The 20,946-nt window shown below is 68.3% G+C and carries 18 protein-coding genes and 1 pseudogene; 1 reads left to right on the top strand and 18 read right to left on the bottom strand.

Annotated elements, in window-relative coordinates; all coding sequences use genetic code 11:
* The 12 genes and pseudogenes from AC07Y4_RS24210 to dksA form a co-directional block, all read right to left on the bottom strand.
* Window positions 1–768 (bottom strand): annotated as a pseudogene (locus AC07Y4_RS24210) (UDP-N-acetylmuramoyl-L-alanine--D-glutamate ligase); the annotation flags it as partial.
* A gap of 10 nt (window positions 769–778) precedes the next feature.
* The gene (gene mraY / locus AC07Y4_RS24205) at window positions 779–1,957 is read right to left on the bottom strand and encodes a phospho-N-acetylmuramoyl-pentapeptide-transferase (RefSeq protein WP_070060130.1); all 1,179 of its coding nucleotides are present in this window, start codon (window positions 1,955–1,957) and stop codon (window positions 779–781) included.
* A gap of 15 nt (window positions 1,958–1,972) precedes the next feature.
* Entirely contained in the window at window positions 1,973–3,412 is a 1,440-nt protein-coding gene (locus tag AC07Y4_RS24200) for a UDP-N-acetylmuramoyl-tripeptide--D-alanyl-D-alanine ligase (protein ID WP_307695677.1), read from the bottom strand.
* 5 nt (window positions 3,413–3,417) lie between these two features.
* Window positions 3,418–4,974: a UDP-N-acetylmuramoyl-L-alanyl-D-glutamate--2,6-diaminopimelate ligase gene (locus AC07Y4_RS24195; RefSeq protein WP_070060131.1), complete on the bottom strand. Its 1,557-nt coding sequence runs from the start codon at window positions 4,972–4,974 to the stop codon at window positions 3,418–3,420.
* 1 nt (window position 4,975) lies between these two features.
* Window positions 4,976–6,730, bottom strand: coding sequence for a peptidoglycan D,D-transpeptidase FtsI family protein (locus tag AC07Y4_RS24190; RefSeq protein WP_095743607.1), 1,755 nt, complete (start codon window positions 6,728–6,730; stop codon window positions 4,976–4,978).
* A complete protein-coding gene (ftsL, locus tag AC07Y4_RS24185) occupies window positions 6,727–7,068 on the bottom strand; it encodes a cell division protein FtsL (protein ID WP_062474236.1) in 342 nt (113 codons plus the stop codon). Before ftsL ends, AC07Y4_RS24190 begins: the two co-directional genes overlap by 4 nt.
* A gap of 2 nt (window positions 7,069–7,070) precedes the next feature.
* Window positions 7,071–7,994: a 16S rRNA (cytosine(1402)-N(4))-methyltransferase RsmH gene (gene rsmH / locus AC07Y4_RS24180; protein ID WP_062474238.1), complete on the bottom strand. Its 924-nt coding sequence runs from the start codon at window positions 7,992–7,994 to the stop codon at window positions 7,071–7,073.
* 8 nt (window positions 7,995–8,002) lie between these two features.
* A complete protein-coding gene (gene mraZ, locus AC07Y4_RS24175; RefSeq protein ID WP_056576192.1) occupies window positions 8,003–8,431 on the bottom strand; it encodes a division/cell wall cluster transcriptional repressor MraZ in 429 nt (142 codons plus the stop codon).
* Window positions 8,432–8,704: 273 nt separating this feature from the next.
* Window positions 8,705–10,033 (bottom strand): ATP-dependent protease ATPase subunit HslU, encoded by a 1,329-nt coding sequence (gene hslU, locus AC07Y4_RS24170; protein WP_095743605.1) that lies wholly within the window; start codon window positions 10,031–10,033, stop codon window positions 8,705–8,707.
* Between the two features lie 2 nt (window positions 10,034–10,035).
* The gene (hslV, locus tag AC07Y4_RS24165) at window positions 10,036–10,581 is read right to left on the bottom strand and encodes an ATP-dependent protease subunit HslV (RefSeq protein WP_056508874.1); all 546 of its coding nucleotides are present in this window, start codon (window positions 10,579–10,581) and stop codon (window positions 10,036–10,038) included.
* A 104-nt stretch (window positions 10,582–10,685) separates the two neighbouring features.
* Window positions 10,686–12,335 carry an STAS domain-containing protein gene (locus AC07Y4_RS24160; protein WP_487848089.1) on the bottom strand — a complete coding sequence of 550 codons (1,650 nt, stop codon included), beginning with the start codon at window positions 12,333–12,335 and terminating at the stop codon, window positions 10,686–10,688.
* Between the two features lie 48 nt (window positions 12,336–12,383).
* The gene (gene dksA, locus AC07Y4_RS24155) at window positions 12,384–13,274 is read right to left on the bottom strand and encodes an RNA polymerase-binding protein DksA (protein ID WP_409574652.1); all 891 of its coding nucleotides are present in this window, start codon (window positions 13,272–13,274) and stop codon (window positions 12,384–12,386) included.
* 442 nt (window positions 13,275–13,716) lie between these two features.
* On the opposite strand from dksA, the gene AC07Y4_RS24150 reads away from it, so the two are divergent.
* Window positions 13,717–15,255 (top strand): YdgA family protein, encoded by a 1,539-nt coding sequence (locus AC07Y4_RS24150; RefSeq protein WP_487848090.1) that lies wholly within the window; start codon window positions 13,717–13,719, stop codon window positions 15,253–15,255.
* An 82-nt stretch (window positions 15,256–15,337) separates the two neighbouring features.
* On the opposite strand, the gene AC07Y4_RS24145 is transcribed toward AC07Y4_RS24150, so the two are convergent.
* The 6 genes from AC07Y4_RS24145 to dapF form a co-directional block, all read right to left on the bottom strand.
* Window positions 15,338–16,390 carry a CobW family GTP-binding protein gene (locus tag AC07Y4_RS24145; protein ID WP_062474247.1) on the bottom strand — a complete coding sequence of 351 codons (1,053 nt, stop codon included), beginning with the start codon at window positions 16,388–16,390 and terminating at the stop codon, window positions 15,338–15,340.
* 101 nt (window positions 16,391–16,491) lie between these two features.
* Window positions 16,492–17,706: a class I SAM-dependent rRNA methyltransferase gene (locus tag AC07Y4_RS24140; RefSeq protein WP_487848091.1), complete on the bottom strand. Its 1,215-nt coding sequence runs from the start codon at window positions 17,704–17,706 to the stop codon at window positions 16,492–16,494.
* A gap of 61 nt (window positions 17,707–17,767) precedes the next feature.
* Window positions 17,768–18,688, bottom strand: coding sequence for a tyrosine recombinase XerC (locus AC07Y4_RS24135; RefSeq protein WP_070060138.1), 921 nt, complete (start codon window positions 18,686–18,688; stop codon window positions 17,768–17,770).
* Window positions 18,689–18,726: 38 nt separating this feature from the next.
* A complete protein-coding gene (locus tag AC07Y4_RS24130) occupies window positions 18,727–19,371 on the bottom strand; it encodes a YdcF family protein (protein ID WP_487848092.1) in 645 nt (214 codons plus the stop codon).
* Window positions 19,368–20,063 carry a DUF484 family protein gene (locus tag AC07Y4_RS24125; RefSeq protein WP_062474254.1) on the bottom strand — a complete coding sequence of 232 codons (696 nt, stop codon included), beginning with the start codon at window positions 20,061–20,063 and terminating at the stop codon, window positions 19,368–19,370. The genes AC07Y4_RS24130 and AC07Y4_RS24125 overlap by 4 nt, the downstream gene beginning before the upstream one ends.
* Window positions 20,060–20,944, bottom strand: a complete 885-nt coding sequence (gene dapF / locus AC07Y4_RS24120) for a diaminopimelate epimerase (RefSeq protein WP_159273861.1) — start codon at window positions 20,942–20,944, stop codon at window positions 20,060–20,062. Before dapF ends, AC07Y4_RS24125 begins: the two co-directional genes overlap by 4 nt.
* Window positions 20,945–20,946: the final 2 nt, after the last annotated feature.

Below are 20,946 nucleotides of genomic sequence, written 5' to 3'. Positions count from 1 at the left end.
GTCTTCGGTGGGCGGCGTCACCGGCACGCTCAGCGATGCATCGCGCGGCATGGCTTCGGCCATGGCGGGCGGTGTGGGTTCGGTGGCTTCGGTCGGTTCGACGGGAGCGACGGGTTCGGCTTCTGCGGCAGTCGCATCGACTGGCAGTACGGCTTCGGTCGGCTCTGCGGCCACGGCCTCCGTAGGTGCAACCGCCTCGGTCGGCTCAACAGCTTCAACGGGCGCGGCCGCTTCGGGCTCGCCTTCGACAACCGCGGCTGCCTCCGGCGCAGGCACTTCCGGCGTCTCGACCACCGCAGCATCCGTCACGGGGGCTTCTTCGCTCAGGGCCAGTTCGGCCTGGGCCGGCGTTTCAACGACAGGCTCGACCACGGCGGTTTCAGCCGGCACTTCCGCCTCAGCTTCCACCACCGGCACCTCGACCGTCTGCAGGTCGAGCAGCGCGCGCGCAAACAGGTCCAGCTCGCCGCCGACCACGAGGCCCACGGCCTTGGCAGCGTCGACGACCGGTGCCAGCGTCGCGGGCGACAGGCCCGGCGAGCGGTACACGGCGCGGATCAGCGTGCCTTCGACCAGCGCGGCCGTGAACGGCCCGCCGATGAAGGTGGCGTCGGGCAGCTCGGCCTGCAGCGTCGCGAGCGACGCGGGTGCCTCGCGCGTGTCGGCCACGGTCACGACCGCGCCGTGGCGCGCGCACCAGCGCGCCATCGCCAGCCCGGACGCGCCGAGGCCGAGGATGAGAACGGGGAGGTCTTTCAGGTGCCGCATGGTTGTCTTGTTACCGCAGCTTCAGCGTCGACAGGCCGATGAGGCACAGCAGCATCGTGATGATCCAGAAGCGCACGACGACCTGCGTCTCGCGCCAGCCGCTCTTCTCGAAGTGGTGGTGCAGCGGCGCCATCTTGAGCACGCGCCGGCCTTCGCCATAACGCTTCTTCGTGTACTTGAAGTACATGACCTGCGCCATCACCGAGATCGCCTCGACCACGAAGATGCCGCCCATGATGAAGAACACGATCTCCTGGCGCACGATGACCGCGATGGTGCCCAGCGCGCCGCCCAGCGCCAGCGCGCCCACGTCGCCCATGAAGACCTGCGCCGGATGGGTGTTGAACCAGAGGAACGCGAGCCCCGCGCCGGCCATGGCCGAGCAGAACACCAGCAGTTCGCCCGAGCCCGGGATGTTGGGGAACAGCAGGTACTTGGAGTACACCGCGCTGCCCGTGACATAGGCGAACACGCCCAGCGCCGAGCCCACCATCACCACCGGCATGATCGCCAGGCCGTCGAGGCCGTCGGTCAGGTTGACGGCGTTGCTGGCGCCCACGATCACGAGGTACGTGAGGATGACAAAGCCGATGCCGCCCAGCGGGTAGCTCACTTCCTTGAAGAAAGGCACCAGCAGGTTGATCTTGGGCGGAAAGTCGAGGTCGAAGCCCGAGCGCACCCAGGCGTAGAACAGCTCGAGCACGCGCCAGTTGGAGCTCTCGGAAATGCTGAACAGCAGGTAGAAGCCCGCGAGCAGGCCGACCAGCGATTGCCAGAAATACTTTTCGCGCGAGCGCATGCCTTCGGGGTCCTTGCGCACCACCTTACGCCAGTCGTCGACCCAGCCGATGGCGCCGAAGCCCATCGTGACCCACAGCACGATCCACACGAAGCGGTTCGAGAGATCGAACCACAGCAAGGTGGCGAAGGCGATGGCGAACAGCACGAGCACGCCGCCCATGGTGGGCGTGCCGCTCTTGGTCAGGTGCGTTTCCATGCCGTAGCCGCGGATCGGCTGGCCGATCTTGAGCGCAGCGAGGCGACGAATGACGTACGGGCCGGCCACCAGGCCGACCACGAGCGCGGTCAGCGCGGCCATCAGGGCGCGGAACGTGAGGTAGTTGAAAACGCGCAAGAACCCGAACTCGGGCGACAGCGTCTGCAGCCATTGGGCCAGGGACATCAGCATGGTGTGTTGCGCGGCTCATGCGTCATGACCGGCCTCCTTTTGTTGTTGTGCTTCGATCGCCTGCACCACGCGCTCCATCTTCATGAAGCGCGACCCCTTGACCAGCACGCTGCCCAGCTGCGGCAGGCGGGCGAGCACGGCCGCGCGGAGCGTGTCGAAATCGTCGAAATGGCGTCCATCGACACCATCGTTGTTGTTGAAAGCCGTCGCCGCATGCACGGTCTCACCGCCCAGCGTGTAGACGGCGTCGAGGCCGCGCTGGCGCGCCCAGGCGCCGACCTCGGCGTGGAATTCCGGCGAGCGGTCGCCGACCTCGCCCATCTCGCCGAGCACCAGCAGGCGCGGCGCGGGCAGGCCGGTGAGCACGTCGATGGCGGCAATCACGGAATCGGGGTTGGCGTTGTAGCTGTCGTCGACCAGCGTGAGCGCGTGCCCGCCGGGCAGCACGACCTCGCTGGCGCGCGAACGGCCCTTGACCGGCTCGAAGGCCGACAGGCCCGCGGCGATGGTGTCGAGCGACACGCCGGCCGCCAGCGCGCAGGCGGTGGCGGCGAGCGCGTTGCCCACGTTGTGACGGCCCGCGATGTGCAGGCGCGCATCGAAGGCGCCCAGCGGCGTGCGCACGCGCACACTCCAGGCGCCCTGCTGCCATTCGGCACTGTCGAGCGAGATGTCGGCGTCAGCGTGCTCGCCGAAGGTCAGGCAGCGGCGCGAACCGCTCTGGCGCGCCAGGTCGGTCCACAGCGAGGTGAAGGTGTCGCCGTAGGGGAACACGGCGGTGCCGTCGTCGGGCAGTTCGGCGAACACGGCGGCGTTCTCGATAGCGACCGCCTCGACGCTGGCCATGAACTCCTGGTGCTCGCGCTGCGCGTTGTTGACCAGCGCGATGGTCGGGCGCGACATGGCGGCCAGCCGCGCGATCTCGCCCGGATGGTTCATGCCCAGCTCGAGCACCGCCAGCTGGTGCTGCGCGCGCAGGCGCATCAGCGTGAGCGGCACGCCGATCTCGTTGTTGAAGTTGCCGGCCGTGGCCAGCGCGCGGTCGGCGCGGAAGGCGGCGAGCACGGACGCGATCATCTGCGTGACCGTGGTCTTGCCGTTGCTGCCGGTGACGGCGATCAGCGGCAGGCTGAACTGCGCACGCCAGCCGGCGCCCAGGGCACCGAGCGCGATGAGCGAGTCGGGCACCTCGAGGCCGGCGAGCCCCGCGGCTTCGAGGCCGCCGTGCGCGATGGCGGCGACGGCGCCCTGCTTCTTCGCATCGGCCAGGAAGTCGTTGGCATCGAATCGCTCGCCCTTGAGCGCGACGAACAGGTCGCCAGCAGCCAGGGTGCGGGTGTCGGTGTGGACGCGCGCGATCACGGTGGCCGGGTCGCCCACGAGGCGCGACCCCGGCACCCATTGCTGCGCCTGCGCCAGCGTGAGGTTCAACGGGGTGGAGACGGGCGTGGCCATGGCGGTCATGCGGCACCCCGCTTCGCGAGCGCGTCGAGCGCGTGGGTCTTGTCGGAGAACGGCAGGCGCTGGCCCGCGATCTCCTGCCACTCTTCGTGGCCCTTGCCGGCGATCAGCACCACGTCTTGCGGCGCGGCCTGGGCGATGGTTTCGGCGATGGCGCGCGCGCGGTCGACCTGCACGCGGGCCGCCTCGACGCGCGTGAAGCCGCGCAGCGCCTGGCTGATGATCGCGTCGGGGTTCTCGTTGCGCGGGTTGTCGCTGGTGAGCACCACATGGTCGGCCTGCCGCTCGGCGACGGCCGCCATCAGCGGGCGCTTGATCGGGTCGCGGTTGCCGCCGCAGCCGAACACGCACCAGAGCGCGCCGCCGCGCTGTTTGGCCAGCGGGCGAAGGCCGGCGAGGGCCTTGTCGAGCGCGTCGGGCGTGTGGGCGTAGTCGACCACGGCCAGCGGTGCACCGTCGGTCGGCTGCACGCGGTCCATGCGGCCCGGCACGCTGCTGAGGTGGGCGCAGGCGGCCACGGCCTGCGCGAGCGTGAGGCCCAGCGCGCGCAGGGTGCCGAGCACGCCGAGCAGGTTGGCCACGTTGTACTGGCCGATGAGCCCGGTCGCGAGCCGTTCGGCCGGCGCCGTGCTGCCGTGCTCGGCCACGGTGAACTGCAGGCCCTGCGCGTCGTAGCCGATGTCGCGCGCCACCAGCCGTGCGGGCTTGCCGCCGGCGGAGACGGTCCAGACGTCGAGCGCGCCGATGCCGGCGTCCAGCAGGTTGGCGCACAGGCTGGCGCCGTGCATGTCGTCGATGTTGATCACCGCGGCGCGCAGGCCGGGCCAGCGGAACAGCTCGGCCTTGGCCTGCCAGTAGGCGTCCATGCTGCCGTGGTAGTCGAGGTGGTCCTGCGTGAAGTTGGTGAACACGGCGACCGCGATGCGGCAGCCGTCGAGCCGGCGCTCGGCGATGCCGATCGACGAGGCCTCGATGGCGCAGGCACCGAAGCCTTCGGTGACGAAGTCGCGCAGCGCGCGCTGCAGCATCACGGGATCGGGCGTGGTCAGGCCGGTGTAGGTGAGCTCGGGCGGCACGCCGATGCCCAGGGTACCCACCACGGCGCAGGGCGACGGGGCGCCGCGCTCGGTGGTGCCGTCGGGGCGCATGGCGCGCACGCCGCCGGCCGCACGCAGCGTGGACAGCGACTCGGCCAGCCACCACGCGGTGGAGGTCTTGCCGTTGGTGCCGGTCACGGCCAGCAGGTCGAGCTGGGCCGAGGGGTTGTCGTAGAAGGCGGCGGCGATCGGGCCGGTGGCGGCCTTCAGGCCGGGGTAGCTCACGATGCGTTCGTCGCCGTCGAAGCCGAAGGCGTCCACGCCCTCGTGCTCGACCAGGCAGGCCACGGCGCCCTGCGCCAGTGCGGCCGCCACATGCTGGCGGCCGTCGGTGGCGGCACCGGGCCAGGCGATGAAGGCATCGCCCGGGCCGACCGCGCGGCTGTCGGCGAGCAGCGCGCCCTGCACGCGCTCCTTGAGCCAGAACGCGGCGGTGGTGGGGGAAGTGAGTGTCAGCATGTCAGAAGCTCTCGGGGACGTCTTGCGTCTGCACGAGGGGTTTGACCGCCAGATCGGGCGGGACGTTCATCATGCGCAGGGTCTGCTGCACGACTTCGCTGAACACCGGCGCCGCGGCGAGGCCGCCGAAATACTGGCCGTCGGTCGGCTCGTCGATCATCACCGCGACGATGATGCGCGGCTTCTCGATGGGCGCCATGCCGGTGAACCAGGCACGGTACTTGTTGCTGGCGTAGCCCTTGCCGACCTGCTTGTGGGCCGTGCCCGACTTGCCGCCGACCGAGTAGCCCACCGTTTGCGCGCGCGTGCCGGTGCCGCCCGGGCCGGCGGCCATCTGCAGCATCTTGCGCACCGCAAGCGCGTTGGAGGGCGAGAACACGCGCACGCCGACCGGCGGCTCGGTGTTCTTCAAAATGGTGACCGGAATGATGGAGCCGTCGTGCGCGAACGAGGTGTACGAATGCGCCATCTGGAACAGCGACGCCGACAGGCCGTAGCCGTAGGCCATGGTGGCCTGCTCGACCGGCTTCCAGGTCTTCCACGGACGCAGCCGGCCCGTCACGGCGCCGGGGAACTGGATCTGCGGCTTCTGGCCGTAGCCCAGCGCGGTGTAGGTGTCCCACATCTCGTGGGGCGTCATCTTCTGGGCGATCTTGAGCGCGCCCACGTTGCTCGACTTCTGGATCACGCCCTCCACCGTCAGCGAGCCGTAGTTGTGGGTGTCGCTGATGGTGAAGCCGCCCAGCTGGTAGCGCCCGGGCGCGGTGTCGATGATGGTGGAGGGCTTCACGCGGCCGGCCTCCAGCGCCATCGCCACGGTGATGGGCTTCATGGTCGAGCCGGGCTCGAAGGTGTCGGTGAGCGCGCGGTTGCGCAGCTGCTCACCGGTGAGGTTCTGGCGCTTGTCGGGCACGTAGCTCGGGTAGTTGGCCAGCGCCAGCACCTCGCCGGTGGTGCTGTCGAGCACCACCACGCTGCCGGCCTTGGCACGGCGCGCGGTGACGGCGTCGCGCAGCTTCTGGTAGGCGAAGAACTGCACCTTGCTGTCGACGCTGAGCTGGATGTCGCGGCCCTCGACCGGCGGCACCTGCTCGCCCACGCCCTCGACCACGCGGCCCAGCCGGTCCTTGATGACGCGGCGCGAGCCGGCCTTGCCGGCCAGCTCCTTGTTGAACGCCAGCTCGATGCCTTCCTGGCCGTTGTCTTCCACGTTGGTGAAGCCCACCACGTGCGCGGCCGCCTCGCCCTCGGGGTACTGGCGCTTGTATTCCTTGCGCTGGTAGATGCCCTTGAGGTTGAGCGCGGCGATCTGCTTGGCGATGGGCTCGTCGACCTGGCGCTTGATCCAGACGAAGGTCTTGTCCTCGTCTTCGAGCTTCTTGTCGAAGTCCTTCTGCGGCATGCCGAGCAGCTTGGCCACCTGCTTGAGCTTGGCGCGCACCTCGGGGTCGTCGCGCTCCACGTCTTCGGGAATGGCCCAGATGCTGGGCGCCACCACGCTGGACGCCAGGATGAGCCCGTTGCGGTCGAGGATGCGCCCGCGGTTGGCCGGCAGCTCCAGCGTGCGGGCGAAGCGCACTTCGCCCTGGCGCTGGAAGAAGCTGTTGTTGAAGACCTGCACGTACGCGGCCCGTCCCGCCAGCATGACGAAGCCGAAGGCGATGCCGGCGACGATGAACTTGCTGCGCCACACCGGCGTCTTGCTCGCAAGCAAGGGGCTGGTGGTGTAGCGCACGCTGCGGTTGCCGCGGCTCATCGGGCGGGCCTCGCGGTGGTGCCGGGCTTGGGCGGCGTGGTCGGCGGCAGCGGCGCGACGGCCGGGATCACCGAGCCGTCGGGGCGCACGTACTGCGTGATGGCCGGCGAGGCCGTGCGCATCTGCAGCTGTTCCTTGGCCAGCTTCTCCACGCGCAGCGGCGTGGCCTGTGCGCGCTTCTCGACCTGCAGGCGGTCATGCTCGGTTTCGAGCTTGCGCGTCTCCTGCAGGGCGCGGTCGAACTCCGTGTAGAGCTGGCGCGACTGGTACTGGGTGTGCACAAGGTACAAAGCCGTCGCAATGACGGCCAGCAGAAGAAGCAGGTTGATGCGCGCCATGGCTACCCGGCCTCCGTGCGTTCGGCCACCCGGAGGATGGCGCTGCGCGAGCGCGGGTTGCCGCGCACTTCTTCTTCGGACGGCTTGATGCGCTCCAGCGCGTGCAGCTTCATCACCTTGGGCGCAGCGAAGGGCGCGCGGCGGTCGTAGACCTCCTTCGAGTGCTTGGCGATGAACTGCTTGACGATGCGGTCTTCGAGCGAATGGAAGCTGATCACCGCGAGCCGGCCGCCGGGCGCGAGCACCGACAGGCTGGCCTCTAGCGCTTGTTGCAGCTCCTCAAGCTCGGCGTTGATGAAAATCCGAAAAGCCTGAAATGTGCGCGTTGCAGGGTTCTGGCCCTGCTCGCGGGTTTTGACCGTGCCAGCCACGAGCTCGGCCAGTTCGGTGGTGGTTGAAATTGCGCCCCGTTCTTGTCTGCGAGCAACAATCGCCTTTGCAATCTGAACAGCAAACCGTTCTTCGCCATAGTCACGGATCACCTCTGCAATTTGTTGAAGTTCGGCCGTTGCCAGCCACTCGGCCACGCTCTCGCCGCGCGTGGTGTCCATGCGCATGTCGAGCGGACCGTCGAAACGGAAACTGAAACCGCGCACCGGGTTGTCGATCTGCGGCGAACTCACGCCCAGGTCCATCAGCAAGCCGTTGACGCTGGCGTCGGGCAATTCGCCCAGCGAGCGGAATCCCTGGTGGCGGATAGAAAAACGCGCATCCGAGATGCGCGCTGCTTCGGCCACCGCTTCTGCATCCTTGTCGAATGCGATGAGCCTGCCTTCCGGCGCCAGCCGCGCGAGGATGGCGCGCGCATGTCCTCCGCGGCCGAAGGTGGCGTCCACGTACGTGCCCGTGGCTGCCGCGCTGCCGGAAAGAAGGGCTTCCACCGCCTCGTTCAACAAGACGGTCGTGTGGGTCAGGGGGGTGTTCACGGGGCTCCTCAGAACGCGAAGTCCTGAAACACATCCGGCATCTCGCCCTGGGTGGCCTCGGCCTCCTTGGCCTCGTAGGTGGCCTTGTCCCAGAGTTCGAAGTGGTTGCCCATGCCCAGCAACAGCGTCTCGCGGTTGATGCCGGTGGCGGCGCGCAGCTCGGGCGACACCAGCACGCGGCCGGTGCCGTCCATCTCGACGTCCATCGCGTTACCGAGGAAGACGCGCTTCCACCACTGCGCCGACATCGGCAGCGCAGCAATGCGTTCGCGGAATTTTTCCCATTCGGGACGGGGGAACACCATCAGGCATCCGTGCGGATGCTTGGTGATCGTGAGCTGGCCGCCTGCCGTGGCGCTCAGGACGTCGCGATGCCGGGTCGGCACGGAGAGCCGCCCCTTGGCATCCAGACTGAGCGATGAAGCGCCTTGAAACACGACCACGAAACCCCTGTGGTGGGAGGTGCCGCGACACCCGGAAGGGGCGTTGCCCGCACTTTTTCCCACTTAACTGCACTTTTTTCCACTGTAGCAGGAAACACTTGCGACGCAACTGGGGCTCGGGGGTATTTTTTGTAATGGAATCAACGACTTAGCGCCGATTTCCAAACCTGGAAATCGGCGAATTGTGTTGAAAATGAAGTACTTAGCTCACGCAGTGAAAGTGATGCGTGAAGGACGACCCCGTTACAGGGGCCGAGGGAGGCGGCTTCAGAGGATGAAGCGCGAAAGGTCTTCGTCGTGACTTAGTGCCGCGAGGCGCTCGTCGACATAAGCGGCATCGATGCGGACCGTCTGGCCCTCGATGCGGGTGGCATCGAAGCTTACCTCATCGAGCAGGCGCTCCATCACGGTCGACAAACGGCGTGCGCCGATGTTCTCGGTGCGCTCGTTCACCTCGAAGGCGATGGCCGCCAGCCGCGTGATGCCGTCGGGTGCGAAGTCGAGCGTCACGCCTTCGGTGGCCAGCAGCGCCTGGTACTGCTTCACGAGCGAGGCGCGGGTCTGCGTGAGGATGCTCTCGAAGTCCGACACCGAGAGCGATTGCAGCTCGACGCGGATCGGAAAGCGCCCCTGCAACTCGGGAATGAGGTCGCTCGGCTTGCTCAGATGGAAGGCGCCGCTCGCGATGAACAGCATGTGGTCGGTGCGCACCACGCCGTACTTGGTCGACACGGCCGTGCCCTCCACGAGCGGCAGCAGGTCGCGCTGCACGCCCTGGCGCGAGACGTCGGAGCCCTGCGCTTCGCTGCGCGTGGCGACCTTGTCGATCTCGTCGATGAACACGATGCCGTTCTGCTCGGCATTGGCGATGGCCTGCGTACGGATCTCGTCCTCGTTGACCAGCTTGGCGGCCTCCTCGTCGATCAGCAGGCGCATCGCCTCGGCGATCTTCAGCTTGCGCGTCTTGCGCTTGCCGCCGCCGAGCTGGCCGAACATGCCGCGCAGTTGCTCGGTCATTTCCTCCATGCCGGCCGGGCCCATGATCTCCAGCGGCGCACGCGTTTCGGCGAGGTCGAGCTCGATTTCCTTGTCGTCGAGCTGGTGCTCGCGCAGCTTCTTGCGGAAGGCCTGGCGCGTCGGATTGGGGCTGTCGAGTGCGGGCGCAGCACCGTCGACACCACGCGCCGGAGGCAGCAGCGCGTCGAGGATGCGCTCCTCGGCCGCGTCTTCGGCGCGGGCGCGCACCTTCACGCTTTCGGATTCGCGCGTCTGCTTGACGGCGATCTCGGCGAGGTCGCGAATGATCGAGTCGACGTCCTTGCCCACGTAGCCCACCTCGGTGAACTTGGTGGCCTCGACCTTGATGAACGGCGCGTCGGCCAGGCGGGCCAGGCGGCGGGCGATCTCGGTCTTGCCGACACCCGTCGGGCCGATCATGAGGATGTTCTTGGGCGTGATCTCGTGGCGCAGCTTCTCGTCGACCTTCTGGCGGCGCCAGCGGTTGCGCAGCGCAATGGCCACGGCGCGCTTGGCGGCGGGCTGGCCGACGATGTGATTGTCCAGCTCGGAGACGATTTCCTGGGGGGTCATGGACATGGTCAGAGCGCTTCCACCGTGTGGTTCATGTTCGTGTAAATGCAGATTTCTCCGGCGATCGCCAGCGATTTGCGCACGATCTGCTCGGCCGAGAGCTCGGTGTTGTCGATCAGCGCCTTGGCCGCCGACTGGGCGTAGGCACCGCCCGAACCGATGGCGATCACGCCGTCTTCAGGCTCCAACACGTCGCCATTGCCGGTGATGATGAGCGAAGTCGTGGCGTCGGCCACGGCCAGCATGGCCTCGAGCTTGCGCAGCACGCGGTCGGTGCGCCAGTCCTTGGTGAGCTCGACCGCGGCACGGGTCAGGTGGCCCTGGTGCTTCTCGAGCTTGGCCTCGAAACGCTCGAAGAGCGTGAAGGCATCGGCCGTGGCGCCGGCGAACCCCGCCAGGACCTTGCCGTGATAGAGCCGCCGCACCTTGCGCGCCGTACCCTTGATGACGATGTTGCCGAGAGTGACCTGCCCGTCCCCGCCAATGGCGACCTGATCGCCTTGGGGGGTCTTGCGGCGCACGCTCACGATGGTGGTGCCGTGAAACTGTTCCATCGCAGCCATCTGGGGATGGGCCCCGCCAATGCAACCCTTGCGGTCGGACAAACTGCTGGCGGAAAACACGGCCGCGCAGGGGCCGTGGAACCCCTGTGACGGGGTCAGTTCTTGCGGACGGCGACCGTGGCGTGGTCGGTGATGCCGATCAGCCCGAACAGCGCGGCAATCAACCGGTGCGCATCGACGAACTGCACCCGTTCGCCGTTCGCGTCGCGCTCGCGGACCCAGCTCAGCAGCGTGCCGGCCGCCGTCAGGTCCATGCGCAGCAGGGCCGCGCATGAGATGACCGGCGCCGTCGTGTGGCGCAGGTCGTGGTCCAGGCGTTGCCAGCACGACAGCGAGTCGCCGCGCAGGTCGCCCGCCAGCGCGGCAAAGCCGCTGTCGGTGGACGGGAAGCTCTCGGAATCGCCCCCGACCGACAGCAGCGACCAGACCGAGCTCGGCCGGCTCGCCGGCGGCGCGGCCAGCGAGGTGCACTCGCCCTTCGGGTCCTGCCAGGACGGCGGCGACACCTCGTAGGTGATGCAGTAGTTGAGCGCCACCAGCTCGAAGTCGTCGGGCAGATGCATCATGCGCAGCGCCGCCAGGCGCAGCTGCCACCAGGCGTCGTCGGGATGGCGCTCGTTGTTGGGCGTGGCCGCGGCCAGTACGGCCATGAGCTGCGAGGCGCCGAAGAAGCGCAGCTGCACCGGCGAATCGGACCAGTGCGCGAACAGGATGCGCAGCGGCGCGGCGGCCGGCGGATCGATCTCGGTGAGCGCGCGCCAGTCGAGCGTCCAGACCATGCCGGCCTGCGAGAGCGCGCGCGTGAGCGCCATGAGCCCCTCGCGCGTCAGGTGCGCGGGGCTGGCCCAGTCGGCGGCGCCGGTGGTGTCGGAGGCCGCTTCGGCGTCTTCGCTGACGGTGACGGCCTTCACGCTGCGCGCGAGTTCGTCGAGCGAAACCCAGTCGGGCCCCATGCGCTTCATGCGCTGCGCGTAGCGCATGCGGGCGGCCGCGAACTTGGCGGCGTCGCCGGTGGCGCGGTACAGGTCGAACAGCGCGCGCCAGCGGGCGTCGTCGCGCTCCAGCGTGACGGCTGCGGCAGTGTCGTCGGTGGAGAACGCACTTTCGGCGGCCAGCGCCTGCAGCAGGATGGCTTCGGCGCCGGTGTCGTCACCGTGCGCGAAGCGGATCACCGCTTCTTCGAGCGCGCCGTCATGCGCGAGCCGGGACGGCTGCGGCGCGGGGACAGCTGCGGTGGCAGCAACCTCTGGCGCTGCGGCCACGGGCGCAGAAGCAGCCGGCTCAGCCGGCAACTGGTCGCCGCCACTGTCGACCGGCGGCAGCGTTTCAGCGCCCGCGTCGGGCGGCGGATTGACCAGCGTCTCCCCGTTCGGCCCGCGGCCCTTCCACCACTGCTGCGACATCTGCTCTTCGATCTCGTCGATCTTCTTGAGCGTGAGTGCGCGGCCTTCGGATTTTTCGGAGGTGCTGTTGAGATTGAACGACGACGGCGTGACCGTCGCCTCGAAGGCATGGGCCGCCGCCTCGCGCTGGCGCAGCTTGCGCAGCATGTCGAACTCGCGGCGGCGCACGAAGTCGTTGCGCTGGCGTCGCTCGATCATTTCCTTCAGCATCTCGCGGCTGTAGGTCTGCTCGGGCAGCGACGAGTCGGAGGACGGGGTGTCCAGCTCCGACCAGTCTTTCAGGGGATTTCGAACGAACTTGGCCACCTTCGAGAAAAGGCGGCCTGACTCTTCCTTTGGCATTCAGAGAAGGTTATCGAAAGCGCGGGTTCCGTTCTACCGTGCTGCCGTTCAATCCCCGAACATTTTCTGCTTCAGCTCGCGGCGCTGCTGCGCTTCGAGCGAGAGCGTGGCGGTCGGGCGGGCCAGCAGGCGGCCGACGCCGATGGGCTCGCCGGTCTCGTCGCAGTAGCCGTAGTCGCCGGCGTCGATGCGCTGGATCGACTGCTCGATCTTCTTGAGCAGCTTGCGTTCGCGGTCGCGCGTGCGCAGCTCGAGCGCGTGCTCTTCCTCGATGGTGGCGCGGTCGGCCGGGTCGGGCACGACCACGGTGTCTTCGCGCAGGTGCTCGGTGGTTTCACCGGCGTTCTCGAGGATGCCGCGCTTGAGTTCTTCGAGCTTCAGGCGGAAGAACGCCATCTGCTTGTCGTTCATGTACTCGTCGTCGGGCATCGCGATGACCTCGGCGTCGCTCAGCTCGGCGGGCGTCTTGGTCTTCCAGTTGTTGGCCAGCTTCGGGTCTTTCTTGACGGCCAAGGGCGGCGGCGGCACCAGCGCGGTGGAAGGCGCCTGCGAGAAGCTGGATTTGGCGGCGGTCGAGGCCACGGATTGCGGCATCGAGGGCACGGTCAGTTGCGACAGCCGGGACACGCGGCCACCACGCGCAGCGGGAGCGGGCGTAGCGGGGATCGAGGGTGTCGCCGGGGCGGAAGAAGAGGCGGCAGCCGTTTTTTTCATGGGGGTCGGGGGAGCAGAAAGGGCGGCCGCAGGACGGCCGACCGGTTGGGATGACGTAGGCGCCGCGCCCGCGGACTTGGTTGCGGGCTTGGCGGACTTCTTGGCAGCCGCGGTCCCGGTCTTGGCCGGGGTTGCCGCAGGCTTCTTGGCAGCGCTTTTCTCTTTCGCGGCAGAGGCAGCAGCAGCGGTGGCAGAAACCTTCTTCGTCGCGGGTACAGCCTTCACAGCCGTCGCCTTCTTTGCGGCGGGCTTGGTGGCTGGCGTGGCCTTGGCGGCGGGTTTCTTCACGGTGACTGGCTCCTTGTACGAACTGGAACGCGCTTTCACTGGGTGTCTCCTCCCAAGGGAACCGTTGCGGGTGTCAGGCCGCGTCGGCTCACGTTGTCGGGGGCGTCCTCAAGTGGTGAACCCCGGGGTTATACCCCCGAAAGCCCGCCAAAAACCCTTGGCGCCCCGTGCCGTAAGTCATATCTCGCCCCTGTGGACAAAGCATGGCTCCCGGAACAGGCGCGCGATTGTATAGAGAACTCGAAACGCAAGGCCATCGGGTGACGCACTGCCCTGCTCCGTTAGCATCGCCCGGCGCCGCCACAGGGGGTGGCGCAGGCACGCCGCGGGTCGGGGAGACACCGCGGCGGCCCTTCAAACAACCGATCGGAAAATAATCTTGAGCAAAAAAGCAGTATTGGGAGTCCTGGCCGCGGCCATCGCCGTCGCCTACGGCGGCAGCACCTGGTGGGCCGGCACGCAAATCAAATCGAGCTACGACGTCGCCCTGGGCGAACTGCCCAAGCAGACCGCGCTGGTGCGCGTGATCGAGCGCAGCTACGAGCGCAACTTCTTCGGCGCCGTGAGCACCGTGACGCTCGAACTGGGTTGCCCGGCCGAAGCCGAAGCCGCCACCGCCCCTGCCGCGTCGGCACCCGCCGCCGCGCCGGCCGCCGCCACGACCGACGTCGCCGAGGCCGCGACCGAAGGCGACGAAGAAGAACCCGCCGAAGACGACAGCGACGCCGCGGCCACCCCGCCCAAGCCGGTGCGCATCACCATCCGCGACACCATCCGCCACGGCCCGATCGCCGGCGCCACGCTGGCCGCGGCCGTCATCGACAGCGAACTGGTGCTCGACGCCAAGGCGCAGGCCGAGGCCGAGAAGCTGTTCGGCAAGGCCAAGCCGCTGACCGCGCGCACCCAGGTCGGCTTCGGCGGCGGCTTCACCAGCGACTTCACCGTCGCGCCCGCCAAGCTGGCCGAAGAAGGCAAGGGCGAGTTCGCCTGGCAAGGTGCACAAGCCCGCCTGGACATGAACGCGGCCCGCACCCACGTGCGCTATGACATGACGATGCCCGGCCTGGACGTCAGCACCGCCTCCAAGGGCGTGCAGCTGAAGATGGGCAAGTTCACCGCCAAGGCCGACATGGACGGCAGCGCCGGCTGGATGCTGGCCACCGGCAAGTCCGAAGGCCGCCTCGACAGCTTCGAGCTGAACGCGCCCAAGGGACTGGGCCTGGGCGCGGGCACCGAGGCCGCCCCCGCCAAGGCGATCAAGGTGCTGCTGCAAAGCATCGACCTGACCGGCGAAGCCACCATCAAGGACGGCCTGTACGCCTCCGAAGGTGCCTTCAAGGGCAAGGGCAAGGTCAACGAGACCGCCATCGACAAGTTCGAGATCGCCAGCAGCGCGCGCCGCATCCAGGCGGCCGGCTACAAGAAGCTGGCCGACGCCTGGCTGCAATCGACCGCCGGTGCCGGCTGCGGCCAGCGCAGCAAGGCCCAGAAGGACGCGATGCAGGCGCTGGTCGAACAGCTGGCGCCCGACCTCAAGGCCATGGCCAAGCACAGCCCCGAAGCCGGCCTGGACCGCATGCTGGTCGAGATCGGCGGCCACAGCGCCGAGCTCAGCTACTCGGTGGCCCTCGCCGGCGTGACCGACGAAGACCTGCAGCTGCCCGGCAACGCGCTGGTGCTCAAGCGCGGCGTGCTCAAGGCCAACGCGCGCCTGCCCGTGAAGTGGATCGAGAAGCTGGCCGAAACCGGCGCCGAGAGCGGCCGCACGCCGCCGCCTGAAATGCTCGCGGGCCTGATCGAACAGGGCGAAGCCAACGGCTACGTGAAGCGCACGGGCGACGACCTGGTCAGCCAGGTCGAGTTCAGCGAAGGCCAGCTCAAGCTCCTGGGCAAGCCGATGGGGAATTTCGGCAAGTAAGCACGGCCCGCCCCATGAAAAACGGCGCTGACCGCAAGGCCAGCGCCGTTTTTATTTGTTTGTCCGGCTCAGGCGAGCGTGCTCAGACCAGGCACTGCTCCAGCCCCTGCTCCAGGATCTCGCGCGGCAGCTCGATGCCGATGAACACCATGCGGCTCTGGCGTGCCTCGTCCTTGCCCCACTCCGGGCCCAGGTCGCTGCCCATGAGCTGGTGCACGCCCTGGAAGATCACCTTGCGCTCGGTGCCCTTCATGTTCAGCACGCCCTTGTAGCGCAGCATGCGCGGGCCGTAGATGTTCACGATGGCGCCCAGGAAGTCTTCCAGCTTGGCCGGGTCGAAGGCGCGGTCGGCCTTGTAGACGAAGCTCTTCACGTCGTCGTCCGTGTGGTGATGGTGGCCGTGGCCCTCGTGCTTGTGCGAGGGGTGGTCGCACGCCTCGCCATGCGCGTGGTCATGGTCGTGGTGATCGTGGTCGTCTTCCTTCAGGAAGTCGGGGTCGATGTCCAGCTTGGCGTTCAGGTTGAAACCGCGCAGGTCGAAGATGTCCTTCAGCGGCACGTCGCCGAAGTGCGCCTTCTGCTGCGGCGCGCGCGGGTTCATGTGCTTCAGACGGTGAATGAGCGCGTCGGTCTCTTCGGCCGACACCAGCTCGCTCTTGCTGATGAAGATCTGGTCGGCAAAGCCCACCTGGCGGCGCGCTTCCTGGCGGTCGTTGAGCTGCTGCGGCGCGTGCTTGGCATCGACCAGCGTCAGGATCGAGTCGAGCAGGTAGCTCTCGGCGATCTCGTCGTCCATGAAGAAGGTCTGCGCCACGGGGCCGGGGTCGGCCAGGCCGGTGGTCTCGATCACCACGCGGTCGAAGTCGAGCAGGCCCTGGCGCTTCTTGGCGGCCAGCAGCTGCAGCGCTTCGCGCAGGTCTTCGCGGATGGTGCAGCAGACGCAGCCGTTGCTCATCTGCACGATCTGCTCCTTCGACTCGGTCACGAGGATGTCGCTGTCGATGTTCTCTTCGCCGAACTCGTTCTCGATGACCGCGATCTTCTGGCCATGGGCCTCGGTCAGGATGCGCTTGAGCAGCGTGGTTTTGCCCGAGCCGAGAAAGCCGGTCAGGATGGTCGCGGGAATGAGGGCCATGGAAAAGTGCTCCGGAAACGGAAAACAGAAAAAGGCGGGGGATTGGCGGGCAGTTTAGCCAATGCCACTGAGTTGCGTTGCCGACGGGGTCAAGCCCCCGTTCACAGCGGCTTTCTCACCACCACCAGCCCCTTCAGGTACTCCCCTTCCGGGAACTCGATGGTCATCGGGTGGTCGGGCGCGGCGCCCAGGCGTTCGGCGATGTAACCGTCCACGCCGGCGTCCAGCCCGGCCGAGGCCACGATCTTGTGGAACAGGTCGGCGCTGATGCCGCCCGAGCAGGAAAAGGTGAGCAGCACGCCGCCCGGCTCCAGCAGCTTGAGCGCCAGGCGGTTGATGTCCTTGTAGGCACGCGCGGCGCGCTCGGCGTGCGCCACCGTGGGCGCGAACTTCGGCGGGTCGAGCACGATGGCGTCGAAGGTGCGGCCCTGGTCGATGAACTCGCGCAGCACCGTGTTCACGTTGGCGTCGAGAAACTCCGTGACGATGCCCTGCCCTTCGAAGCCGTTGAGCGCCAGGTGCGCGCGCGCCCGCTCGAGCGCGGGCTGCGACGAATCGACCGACACCAGCGAAGCCCCCTCGAGCGCCCCGGCCGCCTTCAGGCCCGCGAGCGCCGCCACGGTGAAGCCACCCGTGTAGCAGAAGCAGTTGAGCACGCGCCGGAAGCGCCGGTGCTGCGCCAGCTCGGCAAAGCGCTGGCGGCTGTCGCGCTGGTCGAGGTAGAAGCCGGTCTTGTGGCCGGTGGCGATGTCCAGCGACAGCTGCCAGCCGTGCTCGCGGATGGTGATCTGGGTCTCGCCCTCGCCACGCAGCCAGCCCGTGACCGGCTTCAGGCCTTCGCGCTCGCGGCCGCTGGCGTCGGAGCGCTCATACAGCTTGGTAAGCCCCGTGGCCTTGAGCAGCGCATCGGCCAGCACGTCTTTCCAGCGCTCCACGCCGGCCGACAGAAACTGCGCCACCAGCGTGTCGCCGTAGCGGTCGACGATCAGCCCCGGCAGGCCGTCGGCCTCGCCGTGCACCAGCCGCACGCCGTCGCTCTGCAGGTCGAACAGGCCGCGCGCGTTCACCGCGCGCGTGCAGACCGTGGAAAAAAAAGCAGCGTCGATGCGCTGCTTCTCGTCAAAGCTCCAGGCCCGCGCCCGGATCTTGGAGGTGGGGCCGAAGGCCGCCCACGCGAGGAAGTGGCCGTCGTGCGACTCCACGCGCACCGTTTCCCCCGAGTCCGCGCCGCCGCGCGCAATGGCGGATTCGAAGACCCAGGGATGGCGGCGTTGGAGCGAGCGCTCCTTGCCCGGCTTGAGGCGGAGGGTTTTCATGGGAGATGAATGAAAGAAAAAATGAAAGACGAAAGAAAACGATGCCGGCGACGGGTGGCGGCTACTTGCCGTCCTTGTCCGGCCGGGCCTTGGCGCGCGGATGCGCCGCGTCGTAGACCTTGGCCAGGTGCTGGAAGTCCAGCCGCGTGTAGACCTGCGTGGTCGCGATGTTGGCATGCCCCAGCAGCTCCTGCACTGCGCGCAGGTCGCTGCTCGACTGCAGCACGTGGCTCGCGAACGAGTGGCGCAGCATGTGCGGATGCACCGGCGCAGCCAGACCCGCCTTCAGGCTGCGCTCGCGCAGCAGCTTCCACACCGCCTGCGACGACATGCGCGCGCCGCGCGCGCTCACGAACAGCGCCGGCTCCTGGCGCTCGCCGCGCACCGCGAGCCAGTCGCGCAATGCCTCGGCCGCCTTGCTGCCCACGGGCACGCTGCGCCGCTTGCTGCCCTTGCCGAGCACGTGGGCTTCCATGGCATCGAGATCGACCCAGCCGAGCGCCGTGGCGCTGGCCTGGGCGTCGAGCCCGGTGAGTTCGCTCACGCGCAGGCCGCAGCCATAGAGCATTTCGACGATGGCGCCGTCGCGCGCTTCGGTCCAGGGGTCGGCCTCGGGGTCGTACAGCTCGGCCAGGCGCACCGCGTCGTCCACGCCCAGCGCCTTCGGCAGCGGCCGGCCCGCCTTGGGCGCGTGCACGTCCTGCACCGGGTTGAAGCCGATCAGCCCTTCATGGCCGAGCCAGCGGTAGAAGCTGCGCCAGCACGACAGCACCAGCGCGATGCCGCGCGGCTCGCGCCCGGCGCTGTGCAGCTGCGCCATCCAGCGGCGGATGTGGGCCGTCTGCACGCGGTCCAGCGGCAGGTTGGCCTCGGCCGCGTGGTCGGTCAGCGCACGCAGGTGGAAGGCATACAGCTCGACCGTGCGCGGCGCGAGCCGACGTTCCACGCGCACGTGTTCGAGGTATTTGTCGATCCATTCCATGGTGTCGTCGTGCTCCGTGCGGCGCCCGAGCCCGTTAGCTAGAACAGATAGCCCAGCGATGCATTGTTCACGATGGCGGCGGGCTCACGCAATGCGCCCTTGAACAGCATGCCCCAGCGGCGCCAGCACGAGGTGGGCGCGGCGGCGTACTGCACGTCGAAGGCCTGGTCGAAGCCGCTGGCACGCACCAGGCGTTCGATGCGCCACAGGTGGTAGGGCTCCGACACGATGATCACGCTGCGCACGCCCTTGGCTTCGAGCACCGTGCGCGACAGCGACAGGTTGGCGCGCGTGGACGACGACACCGACTCCAGCACCATCGGCCCCGTGTAGCCCTCGGCCGTGGCGTGGTCGCGCATCACCTCGGCTTCGATGCGGCCGTCTTCCACGTCGACACCGCCCGAGAACACCAGCGTCTGCACCCGACCGGCGCGCGCCAGCACGATGCCCTGGTCGACCCGGCCCGTGAGGCAGGGATTGGGCTTGCCGTCGAGGTAGGCGCGGTTGCCCAGCACCAGCGCCACGTCGGCCGCGCGCGGCATCGGGCCGGCCAGGGCCGCCTCGGCACGCTGCCAGATCACGCCCGCGATGGCGGCGTAGGTGAGCACACCGGCCAGCAAGACCACGCACAGGCCGGTCAGCCAGGGCCGGCGTCGCCACCCGCTTCGCGCGGAACGGCTCAAGGGCGCAGCCGCGACAGCGCGCCCGACGACAGCTCGGCGATGCGCTCGAGAAAGTCCGTGCCCATTTCGGCGTTGAAGCGCTGCGCGTCCGGCGAGGCCAACACCAGCAGGCCGAAGGCCGGCGACTCGGCGTCGGGGCGCAGCGGAATCAGCGCGATCGACGCGGCGCCCTGCGGCTCGGGCAGCCAGTTGGCCGCCTCGAAGCCCGCGTTGAGCCCGCAGTACGGCGAAGTGAGCGAGGTGGCCAGCGCCTTCACGTCGTCGCTCACCCACTGGGCATAGGCTTCGTTCAGGTACTCGGTGCCGCAGTCCCACACCTTGATGGCCGTTTGCGGCACCAGGAACAGCGACTGCAGGTCGACCGCGATGCGGTACGGCAGGCTGCGCGGGTCGCGCGTGGTCAACAGGCCCTTGGTCCAGCGCTGCAGGCGGTCGGCGATGACGACGTTTTCGGTGCCGTGGCGCACCATGTCCATCAGGCGGTGCTCCAGCGCCTTGATCTTCTCGCGCAGCATCTCGGCCTGGCGCTCCTGCAGGCTCACGGCGCGGTTGCCGTGCGGGCTGGTGAGCTGCACCTGCGCCAGCAGCTGGGCGTGGCGCTCGAAGAAGTCGGGGGTGTTCGACAGGTAGTTCGCGATGTCGTCTTCGGTGATCGGGTTCATGGCGTTGTTGTCGTGGGTGAATTGGGTCATGGCTGTTCCGAAATGTCGGGCACGTCGATCTCGCCCTCGAACACCGTCGTGGCCGGTCCTGTCATGAGCACCGGCCGGCCGTCGCCCTGCCACTCGATCGTGAGAATGCCGCCGTGCGTCTGCACGTCGACGCGGGTGTCCAGCAGCCCCAGGCGGATGCCCGCCACCACCGCCGCGCAGGCGCCCGTGCCGCAGGCCAGCGTTTCGCCGGCGCCGCGCTCGAACACCCGCAGCTTGATGTGGGTGCGGTCGACCACCTGCATGAAACCGGCGTTCACGCGCTGCGGAAAACGCGGGTGGTGCTCGATCTGCGGGCCCTGCTCGGCCACCGGCGCGGTGTCGACGTTGTCGACCACCTGCACCGCGTGCGGGTTGCCCATGGACAGCACCGCTACCGAAACGATAGCGCTGCCGGCCCGGGTGCCCAGTGCGAGGTGCCATTTCTGCCAGGCGCCTTCGTGCTGCGGGTCGAGCCCGGCCGTGTCGAAGGGCACGCGCGCCGGCTCGAAGACCGGGGCGCCCATGTCGACCGTCACGCGGCCGTCGTCGCCCATGCGGGGTTCGATCACGCCGGCCAGCGTCTGCACGCGCACGTCTTTCTTCTCGGTCAGGCCGTGCTCGCTCACGAAGCGCATGAAGCAGCGCGCCCCGTTGCCGCACTGCTCCACCTCGCCGCCGTCGGCGTTGTGGATCACGTACTGGAAGTCGATGCCTGCGGCGGGCGACGGGCGCACCGTGAGGATCTGGTCGGCGCCGACGCCGAAATGGCGGTCGGCCAGGAAGCGGTACTGCGCGGCCGTGAGGCCCAGCGTGCCGCGCGTTTCGTCGAGCACGACGAAATCGTTGCCGGCTCCCTGCATCTTGGTAAAGCGGATTCGCATCG

The sequence above is a fragment of the Variovorax sp. GW460-12-1-14-LB1 genome (genome assembly GCF_059423605.1).
The sequence above is the reverse complement of the archived record's forward strand: the minus strand, read 5'-3'. Positions and strand labels throughout refer to the sequence as shown.

Excerpts from the sequence above, each read along its gene's own strand:
- mraY (WP_070060130.1), bottom strand. The coding sequence starts at position 1,957 with ATGCTGATGTCCCTGGCCCAATGGCTGCAGACGCTGTCGCCCGAGTTC.
- dapF (WP_159273861.1), bottom strand. The coding sequence starts at position 20,944 with ATGCGAATCCGCTTTACCAAGATGCAGGGAGCCGGCAACGATTTCGTC.
- AC07Y4_RS24195 (WP_070060131.1), bottom strand. The coding sequence starts at position 4,974 with ATGCTGACACTCACTTCCCCCACCACCGCCGCGTTCTGGCTCAAGGAG.
- AC07Y4_RS24200 (WP_307695677.1), bottom strand. The coding sequence starts at position 3,412 with ATGGCCACGCCCGTCTCCACCCCGTTGAACCTCACGCTGGCGCAGGCG.
- ftsL (WP_062474236.1), bottom strand. The coding sequence starts at position 7,068 with ATGGCGCGCATCAACCTGCTTCTTCTGCTGGCCGTCATTGCGACGGCT.
- AC07Y4_RS24125 (WP_062474254.1), bottom strand. The coding sequence starts at position 20,063 with ATGACCCAATTCACCCACGACAACAACGCCATGAACCCGATCACCGAA.
- AC07Y4_RS24160 (WP_487848089.1), bottom strand. The coding sequence starts at position 12,335 with ATGCCAAAGGAAGAGTCAGGCCGCCTTTTCTCGAAGGTGGCCAAGTTC.
- AC07Y4_RS24190 (WP_095743607.1), bottom strand. The coding sequence starts at position 6,730 with ATGAGCCGCGGCAACCGCAGCGTGCGCTACACCACCAGCCCCTTGCTT.
- hslV (WP_056508874.1), bottom strand. The coding sequence starts at position 10,581 with ATGGAACAGTTTCACGGCACCACCATCGTGAGCGTGCGCCGCAAGACC.
- AC07Y4_RS24135 (WP_070060138.1), bottom strand. The coding sequence starts at position 18,688 with ATGGAATGGATCGACAAATACCTCGAACACGTGCGCGTGGAACGTCGG.
- AC07Y4_RS24145 (WP_062474247.1), bottom strand. The coding sequence starts at position 16,390 with ATGGCCCTCATTCCCGCGACCATCCTGACCGGCTTTCTCGGCTCGGGC.
- AC07Y4_RS24140 (WP_487848091.1), bottom strand. The coding sequence starts at position 17,706 with ATGAAAACCCTCCGCCTCAAGCCGGGCAAGGAGCGCTCGCTCCAACGC.
- hslU (WP_095743605.1), bottom strand. The coding sequence starts at position 10,033 with ATGTCCATGACCCCCCAGGAAATCGTCTCCGAGCTGGACAATCACATC.